Origin of the sequence: Hyphomicrobium sp., from assembly GCF_051860585.1 — a bacterium.
GTDB lineage: Bacteria > Pseudomonadota > Alphaproteobacteria > Rhizobiales > Hyphomicrobiaceae > Hyphomicrobium_C.
Window position 1 is genome coordinate 325,154 of sequence record NZ_JBHYDS010000001.1, and the last position, 13,217, is coordinate 338,370.

Consider the following 13,217-nt stretch of genomic DNA (forward strand, 5'->3'; position numbering starts at 1 on the left):
TTTCGATGCGACGGAGCATAGCGGCGCGAGGGGCGAATTCCTAGCGCGGAACGCACGTTAACCGGGACAGTCAACCAGACCTATTTGCTGCGGCCGGCGCACGCTGCTACCCAGTCTGGACCGCAAGAGGGCTTCGCATGACACTTCAGTTGCCACAGATGGATCGCTTCTCGTCGGACGGTGTCGAGATCGCCTATCTCGACGTGCCGGCAGGGCCGGATGCCGAGCCGGTGCTGCTGATCCACGGGTTCGCGTCCAACGTCGCGACCAACTGGGTTCCGACGGGCTGGGTGGAGGAGCTGGCGGAGGCCGGGTACCGCGTCGTCGCGTTCGACAATCGCGGTCATGGCCAAAGCGAAAAGCTCTATCAGCTCGACGACTATGGCGCGCCGCTCATGGCCGAGGACGCGCGCCGCCTGCTGGATCATCTCGGAATCGCGAAGGCGCATGTCATCGGCTACTCGATGGGAGCGCGAATCGCGGCCTTTCTCGCGCTCGCGCACCCCGACCGCGTGCAGTCGCTGATTTTCGGCGGCCTCGGCATCAACATGGTGCGCGGCATGGCCGGAACGGGACCCATTGCGCATGCGCTGGAGGCGCCCAGCGTCGACGACGTCAAGAACCAGGCCGCGCGGACTTTTCGGGTCTTCGCGGAGCAGACCAAGAGCGATCTCAAGGCGCTGGCGGCGTGCATCCGTTCGGCGCGGGCACCGATCACGGCCGAGGCCGTCGGGAGCCTTGCGGCTCCGGTGCTGGTGGCGGTCGGCGACAACGATGTGGTGGGCGGTCCGGCTCCGGCGCTCGCCGCGCTCATTCCGGGCGCAGAAGCGTTCGTCATCGCCGGGCGCGAGCACATGAAGGCCGTCGGCGACCGCAGCTTCAAGGCTGCGGCTTTGGATTTCCTCGCGCGCCATAAGTTTTGAGCGGAGCCGTCCGCACGCTTCCCGCGTGCCTCGCAAGCTTCCCTCGCGCCAAAAAAGAGCCACGGCACGTCTTGGAGTGACACGGGAGTCACAAGGCCCCGGCGCGATAGCCGTTGCTCGTCGAGGGAACATCGTGGGGGATGCCGAGCGAGCAAAACTATCAACGGGCCGGGGCCTCGACGCACGAAGAGAAGGTCTGGCGCCCAACGCATACAGTGCCCGTTTGCGGACCTCGCAAACCTCTGAGAGGGAGGGGTGGAGATCCAAGCGGCGCCTCACAACCGGGCCTTCGCATTGTAGCAGAGACTCCAGATTGTTTGACCACGGATTCTTATTCGCGCGTCCAGCCTGTGGATAACATCCCCGTCGAGCCCGTCCGCAAAATGTCGCCCGGCAGCCCCACGCGCGCCGCAAGCCCGACCGCAAAGAGCCCGAAAAGTGGGGCACACGTTGTGTCTCGGAGGATGGGACCTTCACCGTTCGTTAGGCTTAATCGGTGTAGCGTTCCGACGTCATGCGTTTCAGTCGCGTTCTCGCCTTGCCGGTCCTTGCGACCGCTCTGCTTTCCGGTTGCAGTTCGGGTCCGGAGTTCGTCGCCAAGTATGAGCCATGGCGGGCGAAGGAAGAGAACTCGTGCCTGTCCTCGGGCGTGCTCGCCCGCACCACTTTCATCAAAAGCCGGTCTGCTCTCGGTGGCCCCAGCGTCTGCGGCACGGAGCGGCCGTTCGAGCTGTCCGCCGTCGATGACGGGCGGATCCGCCTGAAACCCGCGGCAATGCTGCGCTGTCCCATGATCCCGCAGGTCGAACGGTGGATCCGCGAAAGCGTGGCGCCCGCGGCCCGCTATTATCTCGGGTCGGACCTGGTCGAGGTCTCTGTGGCCGCGTCCTATTCGTGCCGGCCGATGAACAACGTGTCGGGCGCCAAGCTCTCCGAGCACGGCTACGCCAACGCGCTCGACGTGTCGGGATTCACGCTGGCGAGCGGGCGCAAGGTCACGCTCTCGCGCGGATGGAACGGCGCCGAGGACGAGCAAGCGTTTCTGCGCGCAGCTCGGCGCGGCGCTTGCGAGCAGTTCACGACCGTACTCAGCCCGGATCACGACCGTGCCCATCACGACCATTTCCATGTCGATCTGGCGCGCCATGGCCGCGATGGCCTGAAGGGCATCTGCAAATAGCGGGACAGTCAGACCGCTTACCCGTTGGCGGGAGCGAACGCACTCCCGTTGCGCTCAGGTCCGTGATGCTCTGGCGCTTGTTCCCGCGACGCTCAGGTTCCCACGGCGCTCAGGCGCTCGCGTCCTTCGGCTTCTTGCGCTTGGCCGCCCGGCCGGCGGTTTCCGGCCCTTCGTACGTGCAACGCCCCGGCGCGCGTACCTTCCAGACGAGGCCGGTCGGCGCGTAGTCCGCAACGACGGTCGCATCGAGCGATTTTTCGACCATGGCAACCATGATCGTGTAGCCGAAGCCGCGCCGCTCGGGCGGCTTTACTTCGGGGCCGTCACTCTCCTCCCAGGACAATAGAAACTCGCGGGCATCGCCCTCGCCTTCCATGCTCCAGGCGACGCGCACGCATCCGTTCTCGTCGGAGAGCGCACCGTATTTGCTCGCGTTGGTGGTCAGCTCGTGCAGCGCCATGCCGATCGCCTGGGCGGCGGGCGGCTGGAGGCGGACGGGCGGACCGTGGATCTCGATGCGGGTGCCGATGAGTTCGCGGAAGAGCGCAAGCTGGGAGCGCACGAGGTCGGCCACGCGCACGCCCTGCCAATTGCTTTCGATCAGCAGGTCCTGGCTCGCGGCGAGGCCCACGATGCGGTCCGAGAACTGCCGCACGAACTGCTTCGGATCCGTGACCGGCATCTGGCGCGCGATCGCCTGCACGACGGCGAGCATGTTCTTGGAGCGGTGATTGACCTCGCGCATCAGCAGCATGATCTGCTGTTCCGCCTGTTCGCGCAGGCGCGCTGCTTCGACAAGCGCGTCGCCAACGGCGTTGGCCTCGGCGACGACCGTGGGCTCAAACGTGACGGCACGGCCTTCGCCGAGCGCCTTCGCGGCCTTCTCCGCGAGATTGAGCGGCACGGATATGACACGCGCAATGCCGACGGCGCCGGCAATGCCGACGCAGGTGAACACGGCGACGATCAAGACGTAGTTGAGAAGCGCATTGCGGGCTGCGTCCTCCACGGTCGCGGAGGGCACGGAGACGTAAATGTTCCATGCCGCGACGCGCGAGGCGGCCGTTCCCCATTTCACGGTGCGGCCTTCGAGATCGGCGCTCGACACATCGACCTTGCTGCCGGCGATGCCCTCGAGCGCCCTCATCTTCTTGCCGACGTTCTCGTCGTGAAGGCGCGATCGCGCGATCATCACGCCGTTGCTATCGGCCACGGTGGCGCGCCATTCGGCCGGCAACTGCTGACGGTCGAGCAGGTCCTTCATCAACGCCGGCTCCAGCGACAGCGAGAGCACGTAGCGCATCTTGCCGTTGCTCAGCACCGGTACGCTGGCGGCCATCACGGGGCGGTTGGCCACGGCTCCGATCACGACATCGGAGATATGCGGACGCGTCATGTGCGCGACTTCGACATCGAAGCCCTGCGTTTTCGGCAGCGGAGCGCCGAACGGCACGCGCGTGTTGAAAAGCTGCTGGCCGTCGAGGTCGCGCAAGAAGGCATAGAGGCCGCGCGAGCCCAAGGCGGCTTGCGCCTGACGGTAGACGGTCGCGAAGTCGCCCTCTGTCAGCGCCGGCGTCGTGGCCAGCGTTTCGAGGATCGCGATGTAGCCGTTCAAGGTCTGATCCACATCGGCAGCAATGCGCTCGGCACCAACGCGAACCTCGCCGAACAGACGCGCACGCTCCGACGACGCCAGGCGCGAGGCTTCCATACCGAGGAATGCGAGCAGAGGGACCGCCAACGCGACAATCGAAAGTGCCAACAGGAAGGAGACCGGCCAGGGTGGGCGGATCGACAAAGGGCGTTCCATTCCGGGCCGTGCCCTCCTCACGTCGTTCTCACGTCACGTCGCTCTCAGGCCACGTTGCTTTCAGGCCACGTTGCTTTCAGGCCAGTGCCCGTCGCATTACGATCCTGCCGCACCGCGCATAGGCGGATCACCAGCCGCATACAATGACTTACGACTTAGTAGCACGCTCCGCGCACGGCGTCCAAACGAAGGGGCTCAGGACGCGGTTGCATCGGTTGCGAGGCGTTCTCGACTGTTCATTTGCGGAAGTTGACGCGACATCCCGCATGTAGACGCGCAACATCGGAAAAAAGTTCCGCCGTTGAACAGACGCGCGTTTTCGGCCATCCCGGCCGAGCCAGCGCGCGACAGCCACCTCGTTGCATGCCCCGTTCTATGCTTTGCAATTCTTGTTATTTGACCCTCCGGCCCATTCGAGGCTTCATGGTCCTGCAAGCGCAATCTTGCCATTGCCGCGGTGATTTCCAGTTCACTTGCGCCGCGTAACCAAACGCTAAGGAGCAACCATGACCTCCGCGACTCATCCCAACGGGCTCCGCCCCGCCTCAACTTTCGCCGTGGCTTGCGAGCCCGGCCTTCGCCTCCCCGTGTCCCGCTGTTCGTGCCGGTGTTGTTGACCGTAAATCCGCGGGCCTAGGCCCGCTGCAACCCTTCACACCCTTTGCGAGTTAGCCCGCCGACGACGGGAAAGGACACTCTATGTCAGACGCCTACATTATCGAAGTTGCCGATGAGACTGCCGGCATCGTTGTTCGCCAGGAAAGCGAGAAGAGCTTCCGCTTCCACGCTTCGGCGCCGCGCTACTATCCGCTCGACGGCAAGATCTTCAGTGCTCCGCGCGATGCCGAGCGGGCCGCTTTGGCTCAGTTCGGGCGCGCACCGAAGCAGAAAGCCCGGGCAGCTTGATTAGAGGCCCGGCCGGCCGCTTGCTACGCCGGCCGGGCTGAAACACTTCGAAGACCTCACCGACTTCACACACCCGCTTTACGACGACCCTTCTCCTGATGTGCGACCTCCCTGGACCCCGGCTCTCATTGGCTGCGGTTCATCCTCGGGCCGGCTTGCTTCCGCGGGCCGGCCCATTTTTCCAATTTCCGTTTCGTCCAAGAAAGGCTCATTCGATGTCTCCGTCCCGTTCCCTGCTCGCTGGCCTTGGCCTCGGGCTTGCCGCCGCCCTACTGCCGCTTCCCGCGCAGGCGGAAGACACTCTCCTCAACGCGTCGTACGACGTCTCGCGGGAGCTCTACAAAGAGATCAATCCGGCCTTCTCCGCGTTCTGGAAGAAGCAGAAGGGCGCCGACATCACAGTCAATCAATCGCACGGCGGCTCCACCAAGCAGGCGCTCTCGGTTTCGCAGGGTCTCGAAGCGGACGTTGTGACGCTGAACCAGCCGACCGATCTCGACTTTCTCGCGAGCAAGAATGTGATTGCCGCGGATTGGAAAACCAAATTCCCGCATGACGCGGCTCCGTACACGACGACGAGCGTATTCCTGGTGCGCAAGGGCAATCCGAAAGGCATCAAGGACTGGTCCGACCTCGCGAAGGAGGGCATTTCGGTCGTCATCCCCAATCCCAAGACCTCGGGCAACGGCCGCTACACCTATCTCGCGGCTTGGGGCTACGCGCTCGAGACCGAGAAATCACCCGAAAAGGCGCGCGCCTTCGTCGCCAAGCTGTTCGGAAACGTGCCGGTGTTCGACGGCGGGGGACGCGGCGCCACGACCACGTTCACGCAGCGCGACATCGGCGATGCGCTGGTGACGTTCGAGAACGAGGTGGCCCTGGTGGCGGCCGAATTCGGCGACAAGTTCGACGTGGTCTATCCGTCGCTGAGCATCGAAGCCGCGCCGCCGGTTGCGATCAACGACATCGTGACGAAGAAGCGCAACTCGGGCGAAGCGGCCAAAGCGTATCTCGACTTCCTGTTCTCGCCGGACGCCCAGGCGATCATCGCCAAACATCACTTCCGTCCGCGTGACGAAGCGGTCCTGAAGGCCAACGCCGCGCACTTCCCGGCGATCAAGACGTTCAAGCTCGAGCAGCATTTCGCCGGCTGGGCTGAAGCGCAGAAGGAGCACTTCGCCGACGGCGGCGTGTACGATCAGATCACGACGACGAAGAGCAACTGATCGGGACCGCACATTCCCTTTGTAGAGAGCCCGGCCCGCATCCCGCGCGGCCGGGCTTTTTCATTTTCGAATTTGCTTAGCACTTCTTCTTGGTTCTGCTGCGGAGACGCCATTTCTAACATCCTGGACACCACTCTCTCGTGTTTCAGCCAGGGGCCAGCCCGCTCGTGACATTCCACATCGAAGGCGTCGTCAGCGCGCTCAAGGCGGCGCGCGGCACGCTCGCCCGCACCGCCGACAAATCCGGACGCGTGCTCGACCTGCCCTCGCCGCGCCACATCGAGACGGCCATCTCGGGCCTCACGAGCACGCTGTTTCCGCGCCGTTACGGCGGCGCGCGGGCCGACAGCAACGGGGCGCTCGACTATTTCGTGGGACACACGCTGAGCCAAGCGCTCGAGGGCTTGCAGGCGCAGGTCATTCGCGAGCTTGCCTTCACGGCCTCGCTCGCTGCCGAAGGCATCGTCGATGCCGAGCAGACATCACGCTCCATCGTCCAGGAGTTCGCGGAGCGGCTGCCGGGCATCCTCGAAGTTCTCTACAGCGACGTGCGCGCGGCCTACGACGGCGATCCGTCCGCCAAGAGCCTCGACGAGGTTCTGCTCAGCTATCCCGGCACCAAAGCCATCATCCATCACCGGCTCGCGCACGCGCTCTACAAGCTCGACCTGCCGATCATCGCGCGCATCGTGGCCGAGCATGCGCATTCGGCGACGGGCATCGACATTCATCCCGGAGCGGAAATCGGCGGCAGCTTCTTCATCGACCACGGCACCGGCGTCGTGATCGGCGAAACGGCGGTGATCGGCGAGCGCGTGCGGCTCTACCAGGCGGTCACGCTCGGAGCGAAGCGCTTCTCGGTCGATGACAACGGGGCGCTGGTGAAAGGACTTCCGCGCCATCCGATCGTCCAGGACGACGTCGTGATCTACGCCGGCGCGACAATTCTCGGCCGCGTCACCATCGGGCGAGGATCCGTCATCGGCGGCAACGTCTGGCTGACGCGCAGCGTGCCCCCGGGAAGCAACATCGTGCAAGCGCAGGCCCGCAGCGACGTGTTCGACGGCGGCGCAGGAATATAAATCTTTTCTTGACGGCAGAACCGGAATGCGCAATTCGTTGATGCGTGAATTCGGGGTATTTTATTCTCCAATATAACAGATCAAGAGGACACTATGGCAGACGAAGCTCAAACAGCGTTAGGCGATGTCGCCGCGAGGCAACTTGCGAATGCGACCAAGACCGTTCCGCAGATGTCGAGCATCACCCCGCGGTGGCTCGTGCATTTCCTCAACTGGGTGCCGGTCGAAGCGGGCATCTATCGCGTCAACCGCGTGAAGGACGAGGACAGCGTCGAGGTCGCCTGCTCGCTGCGCGACGAGCGCGCCCTGCCGAACACCTACGTCGACTACGTCGACAATCCGCGCGAGTACATGCTCTCGGCGGTCAACACGGTGCTGGATATCCATACGCGTGTTTCGGACCTCTACTCGGTGCCGCACAACCAGATCAAAGAGCAACTGCGCCTGACCATCGAGATCATCAAGGAGCGGCAGGAGAGCGAGCTCATCAACAACAAGGAGTACGGCCTGCTCGCAAGCGCAGCCGCTTCGCAGAAGATCAAGACGCGCACGGGCGCGCCGACGCCGGACGACCTCGATGAGTTGATTTCGCGCGTCTGGAAAGAGCCCGCGTTCTTCCTTGCCCATCCGCTCGCCATCGCCGCCTTCGGCCGCGAATGCACCCGCCGCGGCGTGCCGCCGCCGACGATCAATCTGTTCGGCTCGCCGTTCCTCACCTGGCGAGGCATTCCGCTGATCCCCTCCGACAAGATCGAGATCAAAGCCGGCAAGACGAACATTCTTCTCATCCGCACGGGTGAATCGAAGCAGGGCGTCGTCGGCCTCTACCAGCCGGGCCTGCCCGGCGAGCAGAGCAAGGGCCTCTCGGTGCGCTTCATGGGCATCAACCACAAGGCCATCGCCTCGTACCTCGTCTCGCTCTACTGCTCGCTCGCCGTGTTGACCGAAGACTCGCTCGGTGTGCTCGAGGGCGTCGATGTGGGCAAGTATCATGAGTACAAGTGACTACCCCAACCCGGGCCCCAGTCCGCTGACGGGCCCGCTGCCGGAGCCGACGCGGGTCAACCCGTCGCTCGGCGGCGCAGGGCTAAGTCCGCAAGGGCTTAGTCCGACTTCCGGGCTGCCGGGCTCTGGGCTGCCAGACGAGGCGTCGCTGACGCGGCTTGCGAACCAGTTTTTCGCAGCGCCGCCCGGCTCGCCCGCAGGCTTTCTGCCGGGCGTTCCACCCGTGGCGACGCCTCAGGGACTGACGCCCGATGTCCCCAGCGCTGCCGACCCGACGCGGTTTACGCCGTCGCTTGGCGGGCTCGGGTTTTCGCCTCAAGGCGTGAACCCGACTTATGGAGTGCCGAACGAAGCGTCGCTCGCGAGGCTCGCGAACGAGGCTTTCTCGGCACCTGGATTGCCCGCTGGACTCTCGCCTGCGGCACCCAGCATTCCCGTGACGGCACCGCCGCAGGTGCTGGTTCCGGACGTCCCGCTCACGTCGCCGTCGTCGCAGGGGACAACGCCCGGGCTGTTCGCGATCCCGCTTCCGTTCGAGGCGGAGCTCAAGGCGCTGCTCGGCGGCGGTCCGGCTGTCGAACAGCCAGCCCACCACGACATGGTTCTCGTGTCGGATGTCCCGCTCTCGACTCCGCCGTCGGCGGGGACGAACAAGAGCGCGGCGGCGTCTCCCATTCCGCTGCCGTACGATGCAGATCTCAAGGCGCTGCTCGGCGAGATCGACGGCGAAAGCCGTTCGTCCGACCCGACAAACGGCGCTGCGTCGCCGCTGTATTTCCTCAACAACAACGGCGGCGGCAATCCCTACGGTGGCGCGGGCGGTATCGGCGTTCCGGGCGCGAGCGGTCCTGGCATTCACTCCGAGTTCGCCTCGGCCCATCCGCCGTTCGACGTCAACGCAATCCGCCGCGACTTCCCGATCCTCAGCGAGCACGTCAACGGCCGCCCGCTGGTGTGGCTCGACAATGCGGCCACCACGCAAAAGCCGCAGGCGGTCATCGACCGGCTGGCGCATTTCTACAAACACGAGAACTCGAACATTCACCGTGCGGCGCATGAACTCGCCGCTCGGTCGACGGACGCCTATGAAGGAGCGCGGCAGAAAATCCAGCGCTTCATCAATGCGCCGTCGATCAACGAGATCATCTTCACGCGTGGCACGACCGAGTCCATTAACCTTGTCGCAGCCACGTTCGGCTTGCAGCATGTCGCTGCGGGCGATGAGATCGTCATCACGCATCTCGAGCATCACGCCAACATCGTTCCCTGGCAGCAGCTTGCGCTCGCCAAGGGTGCAAAGCTGCGCGTGGCGCCCGTCGACGATAGCGGCGCGGTGCTGCTCGACGAATACGCGAAGCTGCTCAACAGCCGCACGAAGCTGGTCTCGTTCACGCAGGTCTCGAACGCCCTCGGGACCGTCACGCCCGCCAAGCAAATGGTGGAGATGGCGAAACGTGTCGGCGCGCGCGTGCTCGTCGATGGGGCGCAATCGGTCTCGCACATGAAGGTAGACGTGCAGGATCTCGGCGCGGACTTCTTCGTGTTCTCCGGCCACAAGCTGTTCGGGCCGACCGGCATCGGCGTGCTGTGGGGCAAGCAAGATCTGCTCGACAGCCTGCCGCCCTACCAGACCGGCGGCAACATGATCCAGGACGTGACGCTGGAACGGAGCATCTTCCACAAGGCTCCGAACCGCTTCGAAGCCGGCACGGGCAATATCGCGGATGCGGTTGGGCTCGGCGCGGCGATCGACTATGTCGAGCGCATCGGCCTCGAAAACATCTCGCACTACGAGCACGGGCTGCTCACGTATGCGACCCAGCGGCTGTTGAGCGATGTTCCGGGGATCCGGATCATCGGCACGGCGCCGGAAAAGGCGGGCGTCATTTCGCTCGTATTGAAGGGCGTGCCGAGCGAGGAAGTCGGGTCGCGGCTCAACCAGTATGGCATCGCCGTCCGGTCGGGGCATCACTGCGCCCAGCCGATCCTGCGCCGCTTCGGGCAGGAGACGACGGTGCGGCCCTCGTTCGCGTTCTACAACACCTGCGGGGAGATCGACCTGCTGGTCGAGGCGCTCGCCGACATCCAGCGCCAGAGCGGGCATTCGCACCTCTGACAGCATAAAAAATACGAAGCGACGACGCGGCGGTCTCACGGATGTGAGGCCGCCGTTTCCGTTTGGTCACGCGTGTCCATGACCGTAAGCGGCTCCGGCGTGCCGGCTTCATCGACCTCGTTGGCGAGCGCGATCAAAATATCGGCGTGGCACGGGTCGCCCGCCTTGCACCAGCAGGCGAGGTTCTTGCCGCGCAGCTCGTGCAGGTGCTCGCGGAGCAGGGTCATTCCCTTGAGCGTGGTTTTGAGCCACTGCGCGTAGGCATCGCGAGCCCACGCTTTGCCCAGATAGACCTGATGATCGAACGGAAAGGGGTTGCCCCATTTGCTGCCGCGGCCGACGTAAACCGTGTCGGGAGGCAGCCGCCAACCCTTGAAGATCTTGCGCTGGACACGTCGCGGAACCGCCATCGCTGCCTCCGACCGGCTTCTCAGGCGTGACGCTACGCGGCTTCGGCTCGATGCAAAAGAGGCCAAGAGTCGTTCCGCTCCAAGCGGACTCGCAGAACGACTCTAGGTCTTTGTTTTGTCGCGCTTCTTAACGGAAAACCGGTTCCCACTTTTCCGGAAGCAATCCGAGCGCAGGAATCGACAGGTATTATTTTCGCGACTGCTGTCCTGCACCCGCAGCGATGGCCGCGACCATGGCGGCGACGAACACCAATGTGGCCGGAGCGGCGAGCGGCAGCGATGCGAGCGCGGGGCCGGGACAGAAGCCCGCCAGGCCCCATCCGATGCCGAACACGCCGGCTCCCAGCAGAAGGCGGCGATCGATCGGCGCGCCGGCGGGCGGGACGTGGAATTGCGTGTCCGCGAGCGGCGCGGCGCGTTTGCGCACCAGCCAAAAGCCCGGCGCGGCGACGCCGATGGCGCCGGCCATCACGAAGGCCAGGCTCGGGTCCCATGCTCCCGCGATGTCGAGAAAGTTCTGAACCTTCGCGGGGTCGATCATGCCGGATAGGATCAATCCGATGCCGAACAGCAGGCCCGCGGCCAACGCGCCGATCACGCCCATGGCCAGCCTCCCACGACGTGGCGGACGATGTAGACAGTCACCACCGCCGTTGCCATGAAGACGCCCGTTGCCGCGATCGAGCGGCGCGACAGGCGGGCAAGCCCGCACACGCCGTGCCCGCTCGTGCAGCCGCGCGCAGCGAAAACGCCTGCCCCGACAAGTAGGCCCGCAACAACTGCGAGACTGAGGCTTTCCGTCACCGATTGCCGTACGGCCTCTCCTGTCGCCAGTGTCCAGGCGAACGGTGCGGCGATGAGACCTGCGAGGAATGCCGCGGCTTCCAGGGGCGCGCTGGCGCCGTAGGGCGGGAATAATCGGCGGACGATGCCGCTGATGCCGGCGATGCGGCCGCTCACGAGCAGAAGCAGCACGGCCGAGGCTCCGATCAGCGCGCCGCCCGCGAGCGAAGCCAAAGGCGTGAATTCCGTTGCTGGCATCACTTGGTCCCCATCCAAGCTTCCGTCATAGGCGAGCCCCACGGGACTGTCGAGCGCGCCTCGTGCGGTTGCTATTTCAGGGTCGCGTCGTCCGCACCGAACTTGTACTTCACGCCGAACGTGGCCTCGAACTGATACATGCTGATCTCGATCGTGTGCGCCGGATTTCCGAAGCCCGGCAATTCGCCACCGCGGACGGATTCCTCAGGCGCATACAGGCCCGCGAACTCCACCGACCAGGCCTTGTCGACCTTGTATTCGAAACCAGCCGTGATGTGATGCTGGACGACGGCAGGCGCGAGAATATTGAACTGCACGTCGCGAGCGGAAATCGGACTGGTTGCGTACGAATAGCCCGCACGCAGCGTCAGAGCCGGCGACGTGCGCCATTCGGCGCCGACCTTGATCACGTCCACGTCGTCCCATCCGAAACCGGGTCCGTTGTCGGCTCCGAGCGGGTTGCCCAGGAGAATGTTGGTGGAAGGATTGGCGATCGACGCGATCGAGCCGAACCAGATGTGCCGGTAGTCGAGGAGGAACGTCAGGTTCGGCGCAACGTCGACAGCAATGCCGGCCTGGACGCTGGCCGGAATGTCGAAATCACCTTGCTCCGCGAAGAGACCACGATATTTGTCGAACTCCTGCGACCAGATGGGTGTGTTACCGGCGACGCCGAGACGCACGTTGCGCGCGACCGCCCATTCCAAACCGCCCCGAACGCCGAAGCCCCAGGAGACCTCGTCGCCCTTTTCGGTAACGGCGTTGGGATCAATTGAGATGCCGGGCTGGGCAAATGCGCCAAGCCCCTTCAACTTGATCTGCTGGCGCGCCAGGATCGGCGCGACGCCGATCGACACCCCGGGTGCAATCGTCTTGGCGAAGGCAATCGACAGCAAAGCCTGCTGAAGATTAACACCCAAGGGTCCGCCGCCAAAAATCCCTGGACCGGGCGAGAACGCGCCTTGCGCGCTGGCCGGGTAATCCGTGTTCATGCCGCCGCTGCCATAGAGCGTCACGGCCACCACGTCTGCGAACGCATTGGGCGGGAGCCGGTAGCTCGCCGAGAAATTGGGAATGGCGAACCAATTGGTGTCGCTTTCGACGACGCCCGACGGCGTGAAGCCCGGCGCGAGACCGCCTTCGAACTCGCGGCGCGGACTGAAGGCCGAGACGGCCGCCGTTATCTCATTCCCGGAGTGGACCAGTCCGGCGGGATTGAGCGATGCCGCCGTCGAGTCGCGACTATCTGCGGCGCCCGCTCCCCCGAGCGCTTTATTGCGCGCACCATACCCGTGCTGGAAATATCCCTCGGTCGCGCTGGCGGCGAACGGTACGCTCAGCCCCACGACAACCACGAGCAATCCCGCAGCGCTTCGCACCTTCTCGCGTCCCAGCATTTTTCATTCCCCCAACGCAGGCCCCTCAGTGACACAACGCTAGGGTGCCGCCGCGGCGCGGCGAACGAAGAAGAAGAGCGTTGCATTTCCAAATTTGCGGGAAGGCGCGCTTTAGGTTCTG

Annotated in this window: 12 protein-coding genes; 7 read left to right on the plus strand and 5 right to left on the minus strand. The window is 64.6% G+C overall.

Annotated features, from left to right (window positions below):
* Nucleotides 1-137 precede the first annotated feature (137 nt).
* Entirely contained in the window at nucleotides 138-923 is a 786-nt protein-coding gene (locus ACTIFK_RS01460) for an alpha/beta fold hydrolase (protein WP_439541258.1), read from the plus strand.
* Between the two features lie 514 nt (nucleotides 924-1,437).
* Nucleotides 1,438-2,103 (plus strand): extensin-like domain-containing protein, encoded by a 666-nt coding sequence (locus tag ACTIFK_RS01465; protein WP_439541259.1) that lies wholly within the window; start codon nucleotides 1,438-1,440, stop codon nucleotides 2,101-2,103.
* A gap of 109 nt (nucleotides 2,104-2,212) precedes the next feature.
* Here the strand turns inward: ACTIFK_RS01465 and ACTIFK_RS01470 are convergent, their stop codons facing one another.
* Nucleotides 2,213-3,913: a sensor histidine kinase gene (locus ACTIFK_RS01470; RefSeq protein ID WP_439541260.1), complete on the minus strand. Its 1,701-nt coding sequence runs from the start codon at nucleotides 3,911-3,913 to the stop codon at nucleotides 2,213-2,215.
* 699 nt (nucleotides 3,914-4,612) lie between these two features.
* On the opposite strand from ACTIFK_RS01470, the gene ACTIFK_RS01475 reads away from it, so the two are divergent.
* From ACTIFK_RS01475 to ACTIFK_RS01495, 5 genes are all read left to right on the plus strand, one after another.
* Nucleotides 4,613-4,819, plus strand: a complete 207-nt coding sequence (locus tag ACTIFK_RS01475) for a hypothetical protein (protein WP_439541261.1) — start codon at nucleotides 4,613-4,615, stop codon at nucleotides 4,817-4,819.
* A 215-nt stretch (nucleotides 4,820-5,034) separates the two neighbouring features.
* Entirely contained in the window at nucleotides 5,035-6,045 is a 1,011-nt protein-coding gene (locus ACTIFK_RS01480) for a sulfate ABC transporter substrate-binding protein (RefSeq protein ID WP_439541262.1), read from the plus strand.
* Nucleotides 6,046-6,212: 167 nt separating this feature from the next.
* Nucleotides 6,213-7,127: a serine O-acetyltransferase EpsC gene (gene epsC, locus ACTIFK_RS01485; protein WP_439541263.1), complete on the plus strand. Its 915-nt coding sequence runs from the start codon at nucleotides 6,213-6,215 to the stop codon at nucleotides 7,125-7,127.
* A 93-nt stretch (nucleotides 7,128-7,220) separates the two neighbouring features.
* A complete protein-coding gene (locus tag ACTIFK_RS01490; RefSeq protein ID WP_439541264.1) occupies nucleotides 7,221-8,132 on the plus strand; it encodes a family 2A encapsulin nanocompartment shell protein in 912 nt (303 codons plus the stop codon).
* A complete protein-coding gene (locus tag ACTIFK_RS01495; protein ID WP_439541265.1) occupies nucleotides 8,119-10,248 on the plus strand; it encodes a family 2A encapsulin nanocompartment cargo protein cysteine desulfurase in 2,130 nt (709 codons plus the stop codon). The genes ACTIFK_RS01490 and ACTIFK_RS01495 overlap by 14 nt, the downstream gene beginning before the upstream one ends.
* A gap of 35 nt (nucleotides 10,249-10,283) precedes the next feature.
* On the opposite strand, the gene ACTIFK_RS01500 is transcribed toward ACTIFK_RS01495, so the two are convergent.
* The 4 genes from ACTIFK_RS01500 to ACTIFK_RS01515 form a co-directional block, all read right to left on the minus strand.
* A complete protein-coding gene (locus ACTIFK_RS01500) occupies nucleotides 10,284-10,658 on the minus strand; it encodes a DUF4326 domain-containing protein (protein WP_439541266.1) in 375 nt (124 codons plus the stop codon).
* A 187-nt stretch (nucleotides 10,659-10,845) separates the two neighbouring features.
* Nucleotides 10,846-11,262 (minus strand): DUF6691 family protein, encoded by a 417-nt coding sequence (locus tag ACTIFK_RS01505; protein WP_439541267.1) that lies wholly within the window; start codon nucleotides 11,260-11,262, stop codon nucleotides 10,846-10,848.
* A complete protein-coding gene (locus ACTIFK_RS01510) occupies nucleotides 11,253-11,699 on the minus strand; it encodes a YeeE/YedE family protein (protein ID WP_439541268.1) in 447 nt (148 codons plus the stop codon). Before ACTIFK_RS01510 ends, ACTIFK_RS01505 begins: the two co-directional genes overlap by 10 nt.
* 71 nt (nucleotides 11,700-11,770) lie before the next feature.
* Nucleotides 11,771-13,096 (minus strand): OmpP1/FadL family transporter, encoded by a 1,326-nt coding sequence (locus ACTIFK_RS01515; protein WP_439541269.1) that lies wholly within the window; start codon nucleotides 13,094-13,096, stop codon nucleotides 11,771-11,773.
* Nucleotides 13,097-13,217: the final 121 nt, after the last annotated feature.

Excerpts from the sequence above, each read along its gene's own strand:
- ACTIFK_RS01480 (WP_439541262.1), top strand. The coding sequence starts at position 5,035 with ATGTCTCCGTCCCGTTCCCTGCTCGCTGGCCTTGGCCTCGGGCTTGCC.
- ACTIFK_RS01495 (WP_439541265.1), top strand. The coding sequence starts at position 8,119 with ATGAGTACAAGTGACTACCCCAACCCGGGCCCCAGTCCGCTGACGGGC.
- ACTIFK_RS01490 (WP_439541264.1), top strand. The coding sequence starts at position 7,221 with ATGGCAGACGAAGCTCAAACAGCGTTAGGCGATGTCGCCGCGAGGCAA.
- ACTIFK_RS01475 (WP_439541261.1), top strand. The coding sequence starts at position 4,613 with ATGTCAGACGCCTACATTATCGAAGTTGCCGATGAGACTGCCGGCATC.
- ACTIFK_RS01505 (WP_439541267.1), bottom strand. The coding sequence starts at position 11,262 with ATGGGCGTGATCGGCGCGTTGGCCGCGGGCCTGCTGTTCGGCATCGGA.
- ACTIFK_RS01470 (WP_439541260.1), bottom strand. The coding sequence starts at position 3,913 with ATGGAACGCCCTTTGTCGATCCGCCCACCCTGGCCGGTCTCCTTCCTG.
- ACTIFK_RS01510 (WP_439541268.1), bottom strand. The coding sequence starts at position 11,699 with ATGCCAGCAACGGAATTCACGCCTTTGGCTTCGCTCGCGGGCGGCGCG.
- ACTIFK_RS01515 (WP_439541269.1), bottom strand. The coding sequence starts at position 13,096 with ATGCTGGGACGCGAGAAGGTGCGAAGCGCTGCGGGATTGCTCGTGGTT.
- ACTIFK_RS01465 (WP_439541259.1), top strand. The coding sequence starts at position 1,438 with ATGCGTTTCAGTCGCGTTCTCGCCTTGCCGGTCCTTGCGACCGCTCTG.
- ACTIFK_RS01500 (WP_439541266.1), bottom strand. The coding sequence starts at position 10,658 with ATGGCGGTTCCGCGACGTGTCCAGCGCAAGATCTTCAAGGGTTGGCGG.
- ACTIFK_RS01460 (WP_439541258.1), top strand. The coding sequence starts at position 138 with ATGACACTTCAGTTGCCACAGATGGATCGCTTCTCGTCGGACGGTGTC.